Annotated in this window: 15 protein-coding genes; 10 read left to right on the top strand and 5 right to left on the bottom strand. The window is 46.3% G+C overall.

Annotation, left to right across the window (positions count from 1 at the left end; genetic code table 11):
* The first annotated feature begins 202 nt into the window (after positions 1-202).
* Positions 203-820: a lysophospholipid acyltransferase family protein gene (locus KDM90_RS04165; RefSeq protein ID WP_212674285.1), complete on the top strand. Its 618-nt coding sequence runs from the start codon at positions 203-205 to the stop codon at positions 818-820.
* A 24-nt stretch (positions 821-844) separates the two neighbouring features.
* Positions 845-1291, top strand: coding sequence for a flagellar basal body-associated FliL family protein (locus KDM90_RS04160; protein ID WP_212674284.1), 447 nt, complete (start codon positions 845-847; stop codon positions 1289-1291).
* 19 nt (positions 1292-1310) lie between these two features.
* On the opposite strand, the gene KDM90_RS04155 is transcribed toward KDM90_RS04160, so the two are convergent.
* The 4 genes from KDM90_RS04155 to zwf form a co-directional block, all read right to left on the bottom strand.
* Positions 1311-2150, bottom strand: coding sequence for an HDOD domain-containing protein (locus KDM90_RS04155; RefSeq protein WP_212674283.1), 840 nt, complete (start codon positions 2148-2150; stop codon positions 1311-1313).
* A 114-nt stretch (positions 2151-2264) separates the two neighbouring features.
* Positions 2265-3176, bottom strand: coding sequence for an SIS domain-containing protein (locus KDM90_RS04150; RefSeq protein ID WP_212674282.1), 912 nt, complete (start codon positions 3174-3176; stop codon positions 2265-2267).
* A 134-nt stretch (positions 3177-3310) separates the two neighbouring features.
* The gene (gene pgl, locus KDM90_RS04145) at positions 3311-4009 is read right to left on the bottom strand and encodes a 6-phosphogluconolactonase (protein WP_212674281.1); all 699 of its coding nucleotides are present in this window, start codon (positions 4007-4009) and stop codon (positions 3311-3313) included.
* Between the two features lie 76 nt (positions 4010-4085).
* Positions 4086-5543 carry a glucose-6-phosphate dehydrogenase gene (zwf, locus tag KDM90_RS04140; RefSeq protein WP_212674280.1) on the bottom strand — a complete coding sequence of 486 codons (1458 nt, stop codon included), beginning with the start codon at positions 5541-5543 and terminating at the stop codon, positions 4086-4088.
* A gap of 367 nt (positions 5544-5910) precedes the next feature.
* Between zwf and edd the strand changes: the two genes are divergently transcribed.
* From edd to KDM90_RS04105, 7 genes are all read left to right on the top strand, one after another.
* The gene (edd, locus tag KDM90_RS04135) at positions 5911-7758 is read left to right on the top strand and encodes a phosphogluconate dehydratase (RefSeq protein ID WP_212674279.1); all 1848 of its coding nucleotides are present in this window, start codon (positions 5911-5913) and stop codon (positions 7756-7758) included.
* Between the two features lie 34 nt (positions 7759-7792).
* Positions 7793-8428: a bifunctional 4-hydroxy-2-oxoglutarate aldolase/2-dehydro-3-deoxy-phosphogluconate aldolase gene (gene eda / locus KDM90_RS04130; protein WP_212674278.1), complete on the top strand. Its 636-nt coding sequence runs from the start codon at positions 7793-7795 to the stop codon at positions 8426-8428.
* Positions 8429-8480: 52 nt separating this feature from the next.
* Positions 8481-10094, top strand: coding sequence for a glucose-6-phosphate isomerase (gene pgi / locus KDM90_RS04125; protein WP_438947423.1), 1614 nt, complete (start codon positions 8481-8483; stop codon positions 10092-10094).
* 436 nt (positions 10095-10530) lie between these two features.
* Positions 10531-13287: a phosphoenolpyruvate carboxylase gene (gene ppc / locus KDM90_RS04120; protein ID WP_212674276.1), complete on the top strand. Its 2757-nt coding sequence runs from the start codon at positions 10531-10533 to the stop codon at positions 13285-13287.
* Positions 13288-13405: 118 nt separating this feature from the next.
* Positions 13406-13921 (top strand): molybdopterin-guanine dinucleotide biosynthesis protein B, encoded by a 516-nt coding sequence (gene mobB / locus KDM90_RS04115; RefSeq protein WP_212674275.1) that lies wholly within the window; start codon positions 13406-13408, stop codon positions 13919-13921.
* 134 nt (positions 13922-14055) lie between these two features.
* Positions 14056-14259: a YjfB family protein gene (locus tag KDM90_RS04110; RefSeq protein ID WP_212674274.1), complete on the top strand. Its 204-nt coding sequence runs from the start codon at positions 14056-14058 to the stop codon at positions 14257-14259.
* Positions 14260-14560: 301 nt separating this feature from the next.
* Complete coding sequence (locus KDM90_RS04105; RefSeq protein WP_212674273.1) at positions 14561-15007, top strand: hemerythrin domain-containing protein; 447 nt, start codon at positions 14561-14563, stop codon at positions 15005-15007.
* Positions 15008-15070: 63 nt separating this feature from the next.
* Here KDM90_RS04105 and KDM90_RS04100 read toward each other — a convergent pair whose 3' ends face one another.
* Entirely contained in the window at positions 15071-15298 is a 228-nt protein-coding gene (locus KDM90_RS04100) for an RNA-binding S4 domain-containing protein (protein WP_212674272.1), read from the bottom strand.
* A 233-nt stretch (positions 15299-15531) separates the two neighbouring features.
* Here KDM90_RS04100 and KDM90_RS04095 point away from each other — a divergent pair, with 233 nt between their 5' ends.
* Positions 15532-15786: a BufA1 family periplasmic bufferin-type metallophore gene (locus KDM90_RS04095; RefSeq protein WP_212674271.1), complete on the top strand. Its 255-nt coding sequence runs from the start codon at positions 15532-15534 to the stop codon at positions 15784-15786.
* Positions 15787-15830: the final 44 nt, after the last annotated feature.

The following is a 15830-nucleotide window of genomic DNA, read 5'->3' as shown; positions in this document are numbered from 1 at the left end:
GACAGTTACAGATTCAAATAAAAATAGATTTGCCATACAACGATAAAAGCAAGAGTTGGATGAATATTGACGTTCTTTAGGAGTCATTTGCGGTTTCGATCGTAGTGCGATTTGACGCTAAGTTTGTGACCACCGCAAGACTCTGAAAGCCCGTGTCGATTTCAACATCATCTTGATAATAGAACCCACCAAGCGAGACATTATGCATTTCACGATATTTAAGACCCCTGTCATCAATACTTTGATGCGTTGGATTTCCGCTGCGATATTGCGTCTTTTAGGTTGGCGTGTCGATAGCAGCGCGGCCGATGTACAAAAGTGTGTGTTGATCGGAGCACCGCATACAAGTAACTGGGATTTTCCAATCGCCCTCATGATTTGCTTTGTATTACGTTTAGATGTTTATTGGATGGGGAAGGCAAGTCTGTTCCCGCCGATTTTGGGTGCGATCATGCGCTGGTTAGGCGGCATTCCAGTTGATCGCTCTCAGTCTGGCAATTTAGTACAAGGCACCATCGATGCCTTTGATCAAAATGAGAAGTTGTTGGTGATCGTTCCACCAGAAGGCACGCGTGGTAAAGTGACACGCTGGAAGACCGGTTTTTACTATATCGCGGTCGGAGCTAAAGTGCCGCTTGGACTAGGCTATGTCGATTTTAAAGAAAAGATTGGCGGTGTTGGGAAATTGTTCTATCCTAGTGGCAACATTGACGAGGATATGATTTTGCTCCGCGAGTTCTATGCAGGCTTTACAGGAAAAAATCCGCAACAGTTTGATGCCGAGCATATTCAAGTTAATCAACAAAAAAATAGACATTAATATTGGGTTGGCGAGGAGTTGGTTTTGAAATCAAGTGTCAAGAATAACGGTGATAAATCGGGTAAGACATCCTCTGATCGATTCGCAATCTATGCAGCGGTGGTTGTGCTCGTATTTTTTGGGATTGTGACGTATTTTATTTATCAAAGCCGTATGCCAGGCAAAAACGATGCAGAATTATCTTACGTTGAGCTAAAACAGACGATTGTGAATGATCAAGGAATGGTCGCTCGACTTGCGGTGACTGTGCAGGTCAATAATGGCGATGAGGGCTGGCTGAGTGATAATGAGGAACAGCTAAATGCACAGTTCAAGAAGGAATTAACGTCGATTGATTTGAGCAGTTTGCGGACAAAGGAAGGTTTTGTCGAATTGCAAGATGAACTCAAGCGTCGTTTTAATCTCGTATTTAAAACGGACAAAATCCAAGCTGTGATGGTGACGGAGATTTTGTTGCAGGATCAACGCTAATTTTGCACCGACTGGCTAATCACAAATCGATTTGTTCTAGCTTCTTGAATTTGATTGTCGCTTCTTCGATCAGTGTATCGAGCGACGCTTGGTCCAAATTCAAGCTATTCCATGACACAACTGAGACAGAGATGGTTTGCGTTGCTGGCGCATCGTTCCGATTTAGCATGTGGGCGATGCCGTCAGCGACGTGGATGATTGATGCTAAAAAACCGATTCCAGGTTGATCGGGATGGTGATGCCCAGCAATCGCATTTTTCATCACATCTGAAAAATTCCACTCGACCGCAAGTGCTTCGCCTACTGCGGCATGATCAATTCCTAGAATTTTTCTCTCTGCTTCAAACTGGGTTGCAAGACCCGATTGGCGGTATTGAATCACTTGTTCAAATTGTTTGGGATAAAGTGTCACCAAAGCCAATAATCCAATGTCATGTAGTAGTCCGGCTGTAAATGCAACATCTTCATTAAAGTTCATGCGCCGTGCAATTAGCTTTGATACGTAGGCGACGGCATTTGAATGTTTCCAAAAAGCCTTGTGATCGAAGCCTTGGCAATTGTTCTCAGGAAAACATCCTGATAGCGCTGCAGAGAGCACCATTTGTTTGACGGTTTCCATCCCAAGCAATGAAATCGCTTGTTGAATTGTCGTGACTTTAATCAGTGTGGAGTAAAACGGGGAATTTGCGTAGCGTAGCGTTTTTGCAGTTAAGGCAAGATCCTGCGTAACTTTCTTTGCCAGTACCGAAATGTCTGCGTCCTCTTGCTCAAGATTATTCAGCAATTCCATTACAACAGCTGGCAAAGTAGGGAGGTCTTTGAGGTTATCCGTAACTTGCTGCAAACTGAGTTGTGTCATAAACGGCTATTCCTTTTTGTTGATGTGAATAGCTTGCCAGAAATTACAGTTTTAGTGCATGTTTTTTTTGATAATTACAGAGACATTGTTGTAATCGTACTGCCCTTAGTGCACTTAGTTCACTTCATCTAATTTTGATACCAAGCGTTTTTCTGAAATACTTGCTTTCGCGCGCTCCAACATATCAATGGCAGCTGGTCCACGTAGCAAAGTGACTGCGACTGCCAAGGCGTCGATGTAAGTTAAATGCGCCAAGCGTGAAGTCATTGGCGTATAGATATCAGGATCTTCTTCGACGTCCACGCTGATATGTACATCGGCCAATTCGGCGAGTGGACCACCGCTGGCGCATAAGACCAAGACTTTGGCTCCAGTATCTTTTGCCAGCTGTACGCTGCGGATCAAATCACGTGTGCGACCAGTGCGAGAGAAGGCGACGACGAGGCAATCGCTATTGAGCAAGCTCGCTGATTGTGCTTGTAAATGGGCATCGCAAAATACGGTCGTGGGAATGCCGAAGCGGAAGAATTTGAGTTGCGCATCAATGGCCAACGCGCCCGAATAACCAAGGCCATAACATTCAATGCGACGAGCACGTGCTAACAAATTGACCGCTGCTTCAAAGGTCGCGCTATTCGCGTTATTGCGCGCTTCCATTAAGGCGGCGATGGTGCGATCAAATACTTTGGGTAAAACGTCTTTGACTTGATCCGCTTGATTCACGTCGAGATGCAAGTAGGGAATGCCCGTTGCCAAGCTTTTTGCGAAGGCGAGTTTGAAGGATTTAAAACCATCGAAACCTAAAGACTGCGCAAAGCGTGCTACGGTCGGTTCACTCACATTACATACTTGGGCTAACACGCGTATCGACATCTCTAATGCATCGTGCGGTTTCTGTAAAAGAAAATCAGCCACTTGACGTTCAGCGCGACTCAGTGCTGTGCTGGCGACACGTATGCGTGCTAATAAACCTTTTTCTGGAGGATTATTGGTCGTGGTATTTTTATTGGAAAGAACGTTGACCATAGTGTGATTGCCTTTTGTCTCTGACGATTTGTTTTGCAGATCAAGTCAAAATGAATATTCGTTGATTGAAAGTGCGAACTTGTGGAACGCACTTTGTTTGCTATTGAGGTCAAAATTGAAAGCAGACCTGATGCTTATGGGCACCAAAAAACCTCAATCTGACATTGTGCCTGTTTTAATAAATTACCGATAGGCAGATCACTGCTCAATGCGTTTTCAAAGACCTCGCGTTTTTCATTGCCGGTAATGACCAACCAGATTTTTTCAGTTTGTAATATGCGCGGCAAAGACAAAGAAATACGTGTTTGATGGGTTTGCGGATGGACTGCAGCGAGGCAATCTAAACCATCGGCTTGTACTGGTGCACCCGGAAATAATGAAGCGATATGGCCGTCAGCGCCCATGCCTAACAAAACTGCGCTAAAGCGTTCTGGGAGTTGTTTTTGTAAGCGCTCGTTAATCGCTTCCATTGCCACTTCCGGCGTGTTCGCAGCATTTTTTAAGGAGACTAAATGCCATTGTTTGCCAACACTTTGCGACAAACATTTTTTAAACAAACCTTCATTACTTTGTGGATCATTGTCGTGCACCCAGCGCTCATCGGTGGCGGTTAATAACACATTCGCCGTTGCGCGTTGCGCCAGCGCTTGGTCGAGTTCGCGATAGATAGGTGCTGGCGTGGAGCCGCCCGCTAAGGCGAACGCCGCAGTGCGCTTGCTTAGGCTGGCATCGTCAATTAAATGCATCCATTCACTCACCAATGTGTGAGTGAGTTCAGTAAAATTCTCAAAGCGGCGGAATTGCGCTTGATTGTCGAGTTGGTGCTTGGCCATGAGAAAGCTATTCCTATTGCTATTGTGAGCTGCTTGCGTGCTGGTACTTGTGTTGATTACGGCTTCCATTATTTACTTAGCCTTCCACATACTCTTCGCCCCACGCTGCTCCGTGTTGCGCTAATAAGTAACTTGCTGCCGCTGGACCCCAACTTCCTGCGATATAGGATTTCAAACCTTCTGCATCATTGTCCCAAGCAGACATAATGGGATCGATCCATTCCCATGCCGCACCCAATTCATCGTCACGTACGAACAAAGTCAAATCGCCATGCAAGGCGTCGAGCAACAAGCGCTCGTAGGATTCGACACGGCGCAAATTGGATGCTTCAGCAAAATCCAAATTCAACGCCACGTCGGATAAGCGTATACCTTCGCCCGGTTCTTTCGCCTTCATAAACAATTGCACGCTTTCTTCTGGTTGCAAAGTGATGACCAAACGATTCGAACGGAGGGGACCTTGGCCTTTACCGAAAATGGAATAAGGAATTGGTTTGAAATTAATCGTGATTTCTGCGCAACGACTTGCCATACGTTTACCGGTGCGTAAGTAGAACGGCACGCCCGCCCAACGCCAGTTATCAATCTCAGCACGAATCGCGACAAAGGTTTCAGCGCGACTAGAAGCAGGTACACCTGGTTCATGTTGATAGCCGATGACGGGTTTGCCGTCCACAGCACCAGCGCGGTATTGTCCACGTACGGTTTTCTTTGCGACATCGTCGGCTGTGAATTTGCGTAGTGCGCGTAAGACTTTAACTTTCTCATCGCGGATCGCATCAGGATTGGCGTTGACTGGCGGTTCCATCGCCACGATAGACACCAATTGCAATAAGTGGTTTTGCACCATGTCGCGCAAGGCACCAGTCTTATCGTAGAAGTCACCACGAGTTTCTACCCCGACTTGTTCGGAAATCGAAATTTGTACGTCTTGTATCCACTTACGGTTCCACAATGGCTCGAGGAAGGAATTGGCAAAACGCAGTGCAAATAAGTTTTGTACCATTTCTTTACCGAGGTAATGATCGATACGATAGATTTGGTTTTCGTTTAGATACGTGCGCAGTGCGGTATTGATTTCTTTGGCAGATTTGGCGTCACGACCCAAAGGTTTTTCAACCACGACACGGGCATTGCCTTCCACCAAACCGTGTTTAGATAATTGCTCGACCACGGGAATAAAAATATCGGGGCCGATCGCCAAATAAAATAGTTTTGCTTTGGTGGTGTCAGCGTTGACACGCGCTTTCAATGCGTCGAAGTCAGTCGGTACTTTTGCATCAATTTTTGCGTAGCCAGTGAGTGCTAAAAAGGCGGCCAATTGCTCGGCCGTGCCATTTGCTTTTGCCGCATAGGTTTCTATGCTAGCTGCAACGCGGGTACGGAAGTCATCGTCGCTTAAGGCTTCACGTGCTGCGCCAATAAAACTAAATTCGGGATCGAGACGTCCATTGACGAACGCGCTGTACAGTGCAGGAATGATCTTGCGTTTTGCCAGATCGCCAGTACCGCCAAACAATACAAATGTAGTCATGTGGACTCCGAATAATTTTAATGGGTGAAAAGATTCTTCAAGCCGCTCAACATAGGGGTAAAGGCATGCCTTCAGTAGGCACAAAGAAAGACAAGAGAAATCCCTTTGTTGATCTCTTGCTTTTCTCCATAACTCTGTGTCTCTGTGTCGAGAGGTTTAAATTTTAGATTCGTTTGATGCCTAGTTAACGTCATAAATTATGCCATAGCTTAAACCATATTTCTTCAAAAATGTAGTTTCATTACGATTTTTTTGATGGTTTTTATGTTTTAAATGAAAAAATATCGCTTTTCTGAAAGTTTGTTACAGTATTTTTCTGTTTTTGTGCTATCTTTCACTTATTCGAATTAGATACCCCCACAAAACTATGACGACTTCTGGACAACAAACTCAACAAGTTGCAATCAACACGGTGGTTGATGCAGTCACGCAGCGCATTACTGAGCGTAGCAAAACTTTGCGTGCGGAATACTTGGCTCGCCTAGAGCAATTACGCAATCGTGGTCCACGCCGCGCCAGCTTGTCATGCGCCAATCAAGCGCATGCGAATGCGGCTGCGGATAGCAAAAGCAAAATCTGGCTGAATCAGGCGCAAAAACCGAATATCGGTATCGTGACGGCCTACAATGATATGTTGTCCGCCCATCAGCCCTACGCCACTTACCCTGATCAGATTAAGGAAGCCGCATTGCGTTTTAATGCAACGGCACAGGTGGCAGGCGGCGTGCCAGCGATGTGTGATGGTGTAACGCAAGGCCGACCCGGTATGGAATTGTCTTTGTTCTCGCGTGATGTGATTGCGCAAGCGACCGCGATTGCATTGTCGCACGACGCCTTTGATGCGACTTTGTGTTTGGGTATTTGCGACAAGATCGTGCCGGGTTTGCTCATTGGCGCTTTGGCTTTTGGTCATTTGCCAACAGTATTTATTCCTGCAGGGCCGATGGGATCAGGTTTGTCAAATAAAGAAAAAGCCGCAGTACGCGAGCGCTATGCCCAAGGTAAAGCGACCAAAGAAGAATTGTTGGCGGCAGAGAGTGCTGCCTATCATAGCGCAGGCACCTGCACCTTCTACGGTACTGCGAACAGTAATCAAATGTTGTTAGAAGCGATGGGCTTGCATTTGCCAGGTTCAGCGTTCGTACACCCATCCGATCCTTTACGCCATGCCTTGACTGATGCAGCGGTTGAGCAAGTATTGAAGTTGACAGAAGCGGGTGGCGACTATCGCCCTATCGGTCACGTGGTGAATGAAAAAACCATAGTGAATGCGGTGATTGCCTTGTTAGCGACGGGCGGTTCAACCAATCACACAATTCACTGGATTGCTGTAGCACGTGCGGCAGGCATCCTCATTGATTGGCAAGATTTTGATGAATTGTCTTCAGTGATTCCATTGTTGACACGGGTTTATCCGAACGGCACTGCGGACGTCAATGCCTTCGAAGATGCAGGTGGTCCAACCTTCGTGATCCGTGAGTTGTTATCGCAAGGCTTGATGCATGCGGATGTGATGACGATATTTGGCGACCAAGGTTTGGCCTCGCATACAACACGTCCAGAATTAAAAGATGGAAAAGTAGCATTTGTTGCGCATCCCGAAAAATCCAGCGACCCAGCGGTTGTTCGTAATGTCGATGAGCCATTTGCTGCAACAGGTGGCCTTCGTTTATTGCAAGGCAATTTAGGTCGTGCCATCGTGAAAGCTTCCGCTGTGCCGGAAGACGCTTGGATAGTGCGCGCACCAGCAAAAGTATTTGAATCACAAGACGCACTGGTGAATGCCTATAAAGCTGGACAATTGAACCAAGATTTCGTCGCGGTGGTGATCTTCCAAGGTCCGCAAGCGAACGGTATGCCGGAACTGCATCACTTCACACCTGTGCTCGGCAGTCTGATGTCGGCGGGTTATAAAGTTGCTTTGGTCACCGATGGCCGTATGTCTGGCGCGTCGGGCAAAGTTCCAGCCGCTTTGCATGTGAGTCCTGAAGTCGCACAAGGTGGACCACTCGGTAAAGTACGTGACGGTGACATGATTGAACTGAACGTGCATACCGGTGAATTGCGTGTTTTGGTCGATGACGCAGTGTGGGCAAGTCGTACCAATCCTAGTATCAGTATCGATAGTAGTTACGGCTATGGACGTGATTTGTTCGTCGCGCAACGACGCGTCGTCACATCGCCAGAGCAGGGTGCTTCGACTTTGTTTATTTAATTCAGGCTAATTTAATTTTCATATTGAGACGACTATGACAACGACAGCAACGATTATTTCTCAACTGGCACAGGTACGCGTGCTGCCTATCTTAGTAACCGATGACGTGGATCAAGCGATTCGTTGCGTGACGACCTTGGCAGAAAATGGTTTGCCTGCGGTTGAAATTACTTTGCGCACGCCAAACGCCATGACAGTCCTGCGTGAAGTGGTAAAGGCATGTCCAACAGTGACCGTTGGTGCGGGGACGATTTTGACGCCAGCGCAACTCGATGCGGTACGCAATACGGGGGCGGCGTTTGGTATCAGTCCAGGCATTACGCCAGTATTAGCAAAAGCAGCTGCCGAATCTGGTTTGCCTTATTTCCCGGGTGTGGGTGGTGCGAGTGATTTGATGCTGGCCTTGGAAAATGGATTTAATGTCGTCAAATTATTTCCCTCTGATATCGTCGGTAGCGTGAAGATGGCCAAAGCACTTGGTGGACCATTTCCTGATGTGAAGTTTTGTTTGACTGGCGGTGTTACGGTGGAATCGACACCAACTTTATTGCAGCAATCGAATGTTTTGTGCGTAGGTGGTTCTTGGATGTGCCCAGCGAATTTGATCAGTACAAATGATTGGGCGGCAATTGGACAATTGGCAGCACAGGCAGCAGCGGCAGGTAAGTAAATTTAGTAGTTCGGTTTTTAATTCATTTTTCTCAGATTGTTTGATCATGGCTATCTCAGTTTCCCGTACTCCATTGTGGTGTTTATTACAGCAGCGCGCAAATAATATGCCTAGCTTGAAAGAGTTGTTCCGCGCGGATCCGCAGCGCTTTACACACTTTTCGGCTTCTGCTTGCGGTATGTTGTTGGACTATTCGAAACAACGCATGGACACGACGGCGAAACTCAATTTGTTAGCTCTGGCGCGCCAACAAGAAGTGGAGTCGCGTCGTGACGCGATGCTACGTGGTGAAGCGATTAATAATACGGAAAATCGCGCCGTCTTACACACGGTATTGCGCTTGCCTAAGGGCGAGAAATTCATGCTCAACGGCGAAAATATTGCGGCAGATGTGCACAGTGTTTTAGCGCAGATGCGTAGCTTCAGCGACGCCGTGCGCGAAGGTCGTTGGTTGGGTTATACCGGCAAGCCAATTCGCACAATTATCAATATCGGTATTGGTGGTTCAGATCTCGGTCCACAAATGGCTTGCATCGCTTTGGCACCGTGGTCGCAAAAAAATCTGTCGCTACATTTTGTCTCGAATGTCGATGGTCGCCACGTAGCTGATTCTTTAGAAAACGCCGATCCAGAAACAACACTGATCGTTGTCGCTTCCAAAACTTTCACGACGATGGAAACCTTGACCAATGCTCGCACGGCACGTGAGTGGATGTTGAATCACGGTTGTCCTGAAGATCAAATTCGTCAACACTTTGTCGCTTTAAGTACCAATGTGAAAGCGGCGGCTGCTTTCGGTATCGCAGAAGAAAATGTGTTCCCATTTTGGAATTGGGCGGGTGGTCGTTACTCGATGTGGAGTGCGATTGGCTTGTCGATTGCCTTGTACGTTGGCGCAGATCGTTTTGAAGAGATGTTGGCTGGCGCACACGAGATGGATTTGCATTTTGCGCAAGCGCCGTTAGAGCAGAATTTGCCCGTCTTGATGGCATTGATTGGCGTTTGGAATATCAACTTCCTCGGCTTACAAGCTTTGTCCATCGCGCCGTATCACCAACGCATGACACGCTTGCCAGCCTACTTGCAACAATTAGAAATGGAAAGTAACGGTAAGTCAGTGACGCGTGAAGGTCAGCGCGTGGACTACACAACCTCACCGATTTTGTTCGGCGAAGCGGGTACCAATGGTCAGCATGCTTACTTCCAATTGTTGCATCAAGGCGCGACGATTATTCCTACTGATTTTATCGTCGTCGCCGATGATGATGCGGGCTTGCCAGGTCATAACCAAGCTCTGTTAGCGAATTGCTTCGCGCAATCAAAAGCGATGGCATGGGGTAAGAACATCGATGAAGTGCGTGCAGAATTAGGTGATTTACCTGAAAAAATGTTGGCGCCACGTGTGTTTGAAGGCAATCGTCCGACCTCGACTTTGCTGCTCGATTCCTTGACGCCGCGCTCACTTGGCGCATTGATCGCGCTATACGAACATAAAGTATTTGTGCAATCGGTGATCTGGGATATTAATGCGTTTGACCAGTGGGGCGTCGAGTTGGGTAAATCCTTGGCGCAACAATTGATTAGCCTCGATCCTGCGGCGGTGAAAGAAGAATACGATAGTTCAACCAAGGGTTTGTTAAAAGCATTGACCAAGCGCCATCGTTGACGTGAGCAATTCCCTCTCCCGCAAGCGGGAGAGGGCTAGGGTGAGGGCGGTTCAGCAGGTGATACACGCTATATCGACACTATAAATTGTCAATAGTCAGCTTAGACGACTTTAACAGTGGGCCATTTTCTGGATCACCCTCATCCCCAACCCTTCTCCCGCTCGCGGGAGAAGGGAGTAGACGCGGAGACCCTCGAGAAAACGACTAACCGAAATTGGAATTGCCAGTTGTTCCAGTCCAAAAAAACGAGGAGTTTCTTTTTGATCTATGGCCATTTTCCTCAACAAGAATTGTAGGCATTTGATTTATATTGAATGAAGCTGATATACCAGCCAAAGCGCGATGAGCTTTGTTAAGATGTTTTAACTTTTTATTTGCATCAATTCGCATAAACTAATCATTTTTCATATTCCCTAAAACCATTTAAAGCTGATCATGAACGATATCGCTGACGATAAAGACCAGAGCCTCCGTGAAGACATCCGCCGCCTTGGGCGCATTTTGGGTGACACGGTGCGAAATCAACACGGTGAGGAAGTTTTTTCACTGATTGAAACGGTACGTCAAAACTCCATTCGTTTTCGTCGCGATGCCGATGTCGCGGCGCGTGCAGAATTGGAAAATACCTTAGATACACTGACCAATGATCAGACTACGCATTTGATTCGTGCCTTCAGTTATTTTTCCCACTTAGTGAATTTAGCGGAAGATCAGCATCATATTCGTCGTACCCGCGCCCACTTGATCGCGGGCTCGGCGCCGCGTCGTGGTAGTTTGGCGCACACGATAGAGACCTTATTTTCGGGCGACAATGCGACTGAAAATCTGACCAACTTTTTTCAAACCGCCGAAGTCAGTCCGGTATTGACCGCGCATCCTACAGAAGTTCAGCGTAAGAGTATTTTGAATTGTCAAATGGTGATCACGCGTTTATTGGATGAACGTGATCGTATACAATTAACCCCAGAAGAATCGCGCGCTAACGAAGATGCCTTGCAGCGTGCGGTATTGACCTTATGGCAGACACGCATGTTGCGTATGTCGAAACTGTCCGTGCTCGATGAAGTCGAAAATGGTCTGAGTTTTTACGACTACACATTCTTGCGTGAATTGCCGCATTTGTATGCAGGCTTGGAAGATTTACTCGCAAGTAAAGATAAGCGTTTCGAGAAAACGGAATTGCCAAGTTTTATGCGATTGGGCAGTTGGATTGGTGGCGATCGCGACGGTAATCCATTTGTGACAGCCAGCGTGCTAGAAAAAACGCTAACCATGCAATCGACGCGTGCTTTCAAATTCTATTTGGAAGAGTTACACACGCTGGGTTCGCAATTGTCGATGGCGACCTTGCTGGTGAAAGTATCTCCAGAATTGGTGGCATTGTCTGAACGATCTCCCGATCACTCACCACATCGTGCGGATGAACCGTATCGTTTGGCAGTCAGCGGCGTCTATGCGCGTTTGGCGAGTACCTTTAAAAACTTGCTGGGACTTGATCCTGTCATCGCACCGTGTGGTGTCGCCGCTGCGTATGCTAGCGCAGAAGAATTGGTCGCTGATCTCGATGTGATTCATCAATCTTTATCCGACAATGGCTCGATCGGCATTACTCGTGGTCGCTTGCGTCATCTGCGTCGTGCAGTTCGTGTGTTTGGTTTCTACCTCGCACCGATCGACTTGCGTCAAAATTCGGATGTACATGAGCGCGTGGTGGCAGAGTTGCTTAAAGCAGCGAATCCAACTATGGATTATTTGTCATTGAATGAAGATCAACGGATTGAAGTCTTGGTGGCGGAAATCAGTTCTTCGCGCCCATTAGCGTCACCGTATTTAACGTATTCCGAAGAAACTCAATCTGAATTAGCGATTTATCGTGCGGCTTGTACAGCGCAACAACGTTACGGTAAGGGCGCAGTGCCGAATTGCATCATCTCGAAAACTGATGGTGTTTCCGATATGTTGGAACTCGCATTGCTTTTGAAAGAATCTGGTTTATTGCATCCAGCCGAAGCGCGTCTCGATGTGAATATTATTCCACTGTTTGAAACGATAGGCGATTTGCAAAATAGCGCGCCAGCGATGGATAGATTGTTTGCAATTCCGGCTTATGCACGTTTGCTAGCGAGTCGGAATAATGCGCAAGAAGTGATGCTCGGTTATTCCGATAGTAATAAAGACGGCGGCTTCTTAACCTCTGGTTGGGAATTGTACAAAGCTGAAATTGATTTGGTCGAAGTCTTCGCCAAACATCAAGTGCGTTTGCGTTTATTCCACGGTCGTGGCGGCTCCGTTGGTCGCGGAGGCGGTCCAAGCTATCAAGCGATTTTGGCGCAACCAGCGGGAGCGGTCCAAGGTCAAATCCGTTTGACTGAGCAAGGCGAAGTCATCACTGCAAAATACGCGAATCCCGAAGTAGGGCGTCGTAATTTAGAAGTCTTGGCAGCCGCAACGATGGAAGCGAGTTTGCTCTCGCACACAGAATTAGCACCACGTCCAGAATTTCTCAAAACCATGGAAGCCTTGTCCGAAAACGCTTTTAAAGCGTATCGGAATATGGTGTATGAGACTGAAGGTTTCGAACAGTATTTCTGGGAATCGACCGTGATTTCTGAAATTGCTGGTTTGAATATTGGTAGCCGTCCTGCGTCACGTAAGAAATCGACTGCGATTGAGGATTTGCGTGCGATTCCTTGGGTGTTTAGCTGGTCACAATGCCGTTTGATGCTACCAGGCTGGTTTGGATTTGGTAGTGCAGTGAAACAGTATCTGGAGACGAATCCAAGCACCGGTTTGCAGACTCTGCAAGCGATGTTTAAAGATTGGTCGTTCTTCTCGACTGTGTTGTCGAATATGGAAATGGTGTTGGCGAAGAGCGATATAGGAATTGCGAGTCGTTATGCGCGATTGGTGAAAGATGAGGAATTACGTAATCGCATTTTCCCGCGCCTAGAAGCCGAGCATGCTTTGACAATTGCTGTTTTGAAGCAGATTTCAGGTCGTGATGATCTCTTGTCTGACAATCCATTGCTTAAGCGTTCTATCGTTAATCGTTTCCCTTATTTATCGCCCTTGAACCACGTACAAGTTGAATTGTTGAAACGATATCGGCAAGGTGATCAGGATGAGAGAGTCCGTCGGGGAATTCATCTTTCAATCAATGGCATTGCTGCGGGTTTGCGGAATAGTGGTTAGTAAATTCATTGATAAAAATTGACTTGGAACATGCATAAGTTATTGGTGCTCTAAGTCGGATACGAAAGGGGAAAAGTATTTAGGTATACTTTTCCCCTTTCTTTCTTGGGAATTGATTATGGATTCAGCGCTCTTAGGGATAGTCGGTTGGTCCGGTAGTGGAAAAACAAGTTTACTGGAGTATGTAATTCAAGGTTTGGTGAAACATCGAATGAAAGTGAATGTGATAAAACATAGTCATCACGATGTCATCTTAGAGCCTGCACACAAAGACAGCGCACGGTTTCGAAGCGCGGGTGCAGGTCAGGTAGTGCTAGCTTCACCATATCGCTTTGCAATTATGGAAGAATTACGCAACTCACCTGAACCCACATTGCATGAATTATTGACAAAACTTGATGACGCTGACATTACCTTGGTGGAAGGTTTTAAATGGGAGGCGATTGATAAAATTGAAGTGTTGCGCCCCAGTTTGGGCAAGCTCCCACTCTATCCAGATGATCCTCATGTCGTCGCGGTCGCTTCGGATGTTGCGCGCCCGATCGATTGCCCCAGTGAATTGGCTTGGCTCGACTTGAATTCGCCAGAGGATGTGTTGATTTGGATTAAACAAAGATATATCACAGCCGTTTAACTAGTTTGCTGAAAGATATTTTTGTTTTCGATACTTCAAGTTCACATGGCAAGCGCAATTAATTTATTTCAGCTTGACTATAAAGTAGCGAACGAACTCTGCCGTTATTCTCAATGTAGATAAGGAGAAGTGTCATGGACGTATCAAGTATAGCAAGATTTGCAACGACAATGGCTGACGTCGGCGTTAGTCAAGAAGTTAGTATTGCCGTCTTAAAAAAAGCACTTGATGTCAGCAAAGAGAGTGCCACTGCATTGATTGAAGCGATTCCGAACTCGAGTCCGAACGTACCTAATTTGCCCCCTAATTTAGGACGTAATATTAATACAACGGCTTAGTTCCATACTGAGACATGGATATCATTCTGCATTGCTTGCTTTATTAATTATTTACTTGATTAATTAATCCGTTAATTATTAAAGCGATGATTTTTTAGCAGGCAAAAGAATAGACGTATTAATTTAAAATAGAATTTAATGACAAAAAACAGCGCATATTTGCGCTGTTTTTTATTTTGCTTGGCAATAATCGCGATAGGTTTGCGGTGTTTCAAGCAGACTTCATTGTAATCAGCAATAATTCTAGATTAGGACTGGATTTGATAGTTCTTTTGGCCAAAGTGAAGATTAATAGGGGAATATGATGGCAACACAAAAGTGGGAATGGTCTGATCGTTTGCGGTTAAAACACCAATTGATGGATGCAACGCATCAAGAATTTGTAACCTTGTGTGCTGCTTTATCTATGCATGAAGATGGTGAGCCATTTCTTGTGCGTTTGGATATGTTAATTCAACATTCCATTGAACATTTCGAGCAAGAAAATCAATGGATGCGTGATTTCGGCTTTCCGCCTGCGGCTTGTCATCAGGGAGAGCATGACGCTGTTTTGCAAGTGATGCAAGAAGTGCGTCGTCGTTTTGCCGAGGGAGAAAAGGACTTGGGGCAAAGTTTGGCGGAAGAATTGCCATTGTGGTTTGAGCACCATGTTGACACCATGGATAATATGCTTGCTCAATTTATGATCAGTAATCAACTAGCAATGACCGAGGAAGAGAAAGGCTCACTCGCAGTGGTGACGGAGTAAATTTTATTTATCCTCTACTTCAGATCCGGACCGCGTTAGGCCGGATCTTCTTGGGGAAGGTGATTAAGGCGCTTGGTTTTCCAAGACCTGTATTTTGATATTCCCGAGTTGTACCACCTGGCCTGCTCGAATCTTTGCTGTTTTTCTCAATTCTTGTTCGCCATCAACGCGAACATCACCGCTCGCAACGATCACTTTCCCAGCACCGCCACTGTCACATAGGCCCACAAGTTTGAGTAGTTGATTCAGCTCGACATATTCGCCTTCGACGATGAATGAAATTTCTTGCATTGTGTTCTCTTTATATTGGTATGGTTACTGCCGTCGCTTCGGCATAGAAAGCCAGCAGAATACAGTATTTTAATCACTTTACGGACCTCAAGAATCGAGGCAGAATGTTTTTGCAGAAAATTTTTTTAAATCGATGTAAGGAAGCCGAGAGTCTAGCGACTACTGCTGGTAGTTTGAGTTTGCCGCTCATTTCGGCATGTTAGTTTGGAAATTTAAAATTGAGGAGAAAGATCATGAGTAACAAAACGATGATAGCAGTCGCGTTGGCAGGATTGATGGGTTCGACAGCGGCGTTGGCTGCAGAGCCCGTAAAAACAGAGAAGTGTTTTGGCATTGCAAAAGCCGGTCAAAATGATTGTGCCACAAAGAGTGGCAGTCATTCTTGCGCTGGTATGAGCAAGAAAGATAACGATCCAGCGGAATGGAAAAAAGTACCAGCGGGAACCTGTGAAAAAATGGGTGGCAAACTAGAAGCCCCGAAGTCCTGAGGATTAGGTGACTATGCTAAATTGAAATTATCTGTTTATAAAGA

Origin of the sequence: Affinundibacterium fentianense (assembly GCF_018139545.1) — a bacterium.
In the GTDB taxonomy this organism is placed as follows: domain Bacteria; phylum Pseudomonadota; class Gammaproteobacteria; order Burkholderiales; family Burkholderiaceae_D; genus Undibacterium; species Undibacterium fentianense.
This window is presented reverse-complemented; position numbering and strand designations above follow the sequence as displayed.

Excerpts from the sequence above, each read along its gene's own strand:
- KDM90_RS04165 (WP_212674285.1), top strand. The coding sequence starts at position 203 with ATGCATTTCACGATATTTAAGACCCCTGTCATCAATACTTTGATGCGT.
- KDM90_RS04155 (WP_212674283.1), bottom strand. The coding sequence starts at position 2,150 with ATGACACAACTCAGTTTGCAGCAAGTTACGGATAACCTCAAAGACCTC.
- KDM90_RS04150 (WP_212674282.1), bottom strand. The coding sequence starts at position 3,176 with ATGGTCAACGTTCTTTCCAATAAAAATACCACGACCAATAATCCTCCA.
- pgl (WP_212674281.1), bottom strand. The coding sequence starts at position 4,009 with ATGGCCAAGCACCAACTCGACAATCAAGCGCAATTCCGCCGCTTTGAG.
- zwf (WP_212674280.1), bottom strand. The coding sequence starts at position 5,543 with ATGACTACATTTGTATTGTTTGGCGGTACTGGCGATCTGGCAAAACGC.
- edd (WP_212674279.1), top strand. The coding sequence starts at position 5,911 with ATGACGACTTCTGGACAACAAACTCAACAAGTTGCAATCAACACGGTG.
- eda (WP_212674278.1), top strand. The coding sequence starts at position 7,793 with ATGACAACGACAGCAACGATTATTTCTCAACTGGCACAGGTACGCGTG.
- ppc (WP_212674276.1), top strand. The coding sequence starts at position 10,531 with ATGAACGATATCGCTGACGATAAAGACCAGAGCCTCCGTGAAGACATC.
- mobB (WP_212674275.1), top strand. The coding sequence starts at position 13,406 with ATGGATTCAGCGCTCTTAGGGATAGTCGGTTGGTCCGGTAGTGGAAAA.
- KDM90_RS04110 (WP_212674274.1), top strand. The coding sequence starts at position 14,056 with ATGGACGTATCAAGTATAGCAAGATTTGCAACGACAATGGCTGACGTC.
- KDM90_RS04105 (WP_212674273.1), top strand. The coding sequence starts at position 14,561 with ATGATGGCAACACAAAAGTGGGAATGGTCTGATCGTTTGCGGTTAAAA.
- KDM90_RS04100 (WP_212674272.1), bottom strand. The coding sequence starts at position 15,298 with ATGCAAGAAATTTCATTCATCGTCGAAGGCGAATATGTCGAGCTGAAT.
- KDM90_RS04095 (WP_212674271.1), top strand. The coding sequence starts at position 15,532 with ATGAGTAACAAAACGATGATAGCAGTCGCGTTGGCAGGATTGATGGGT.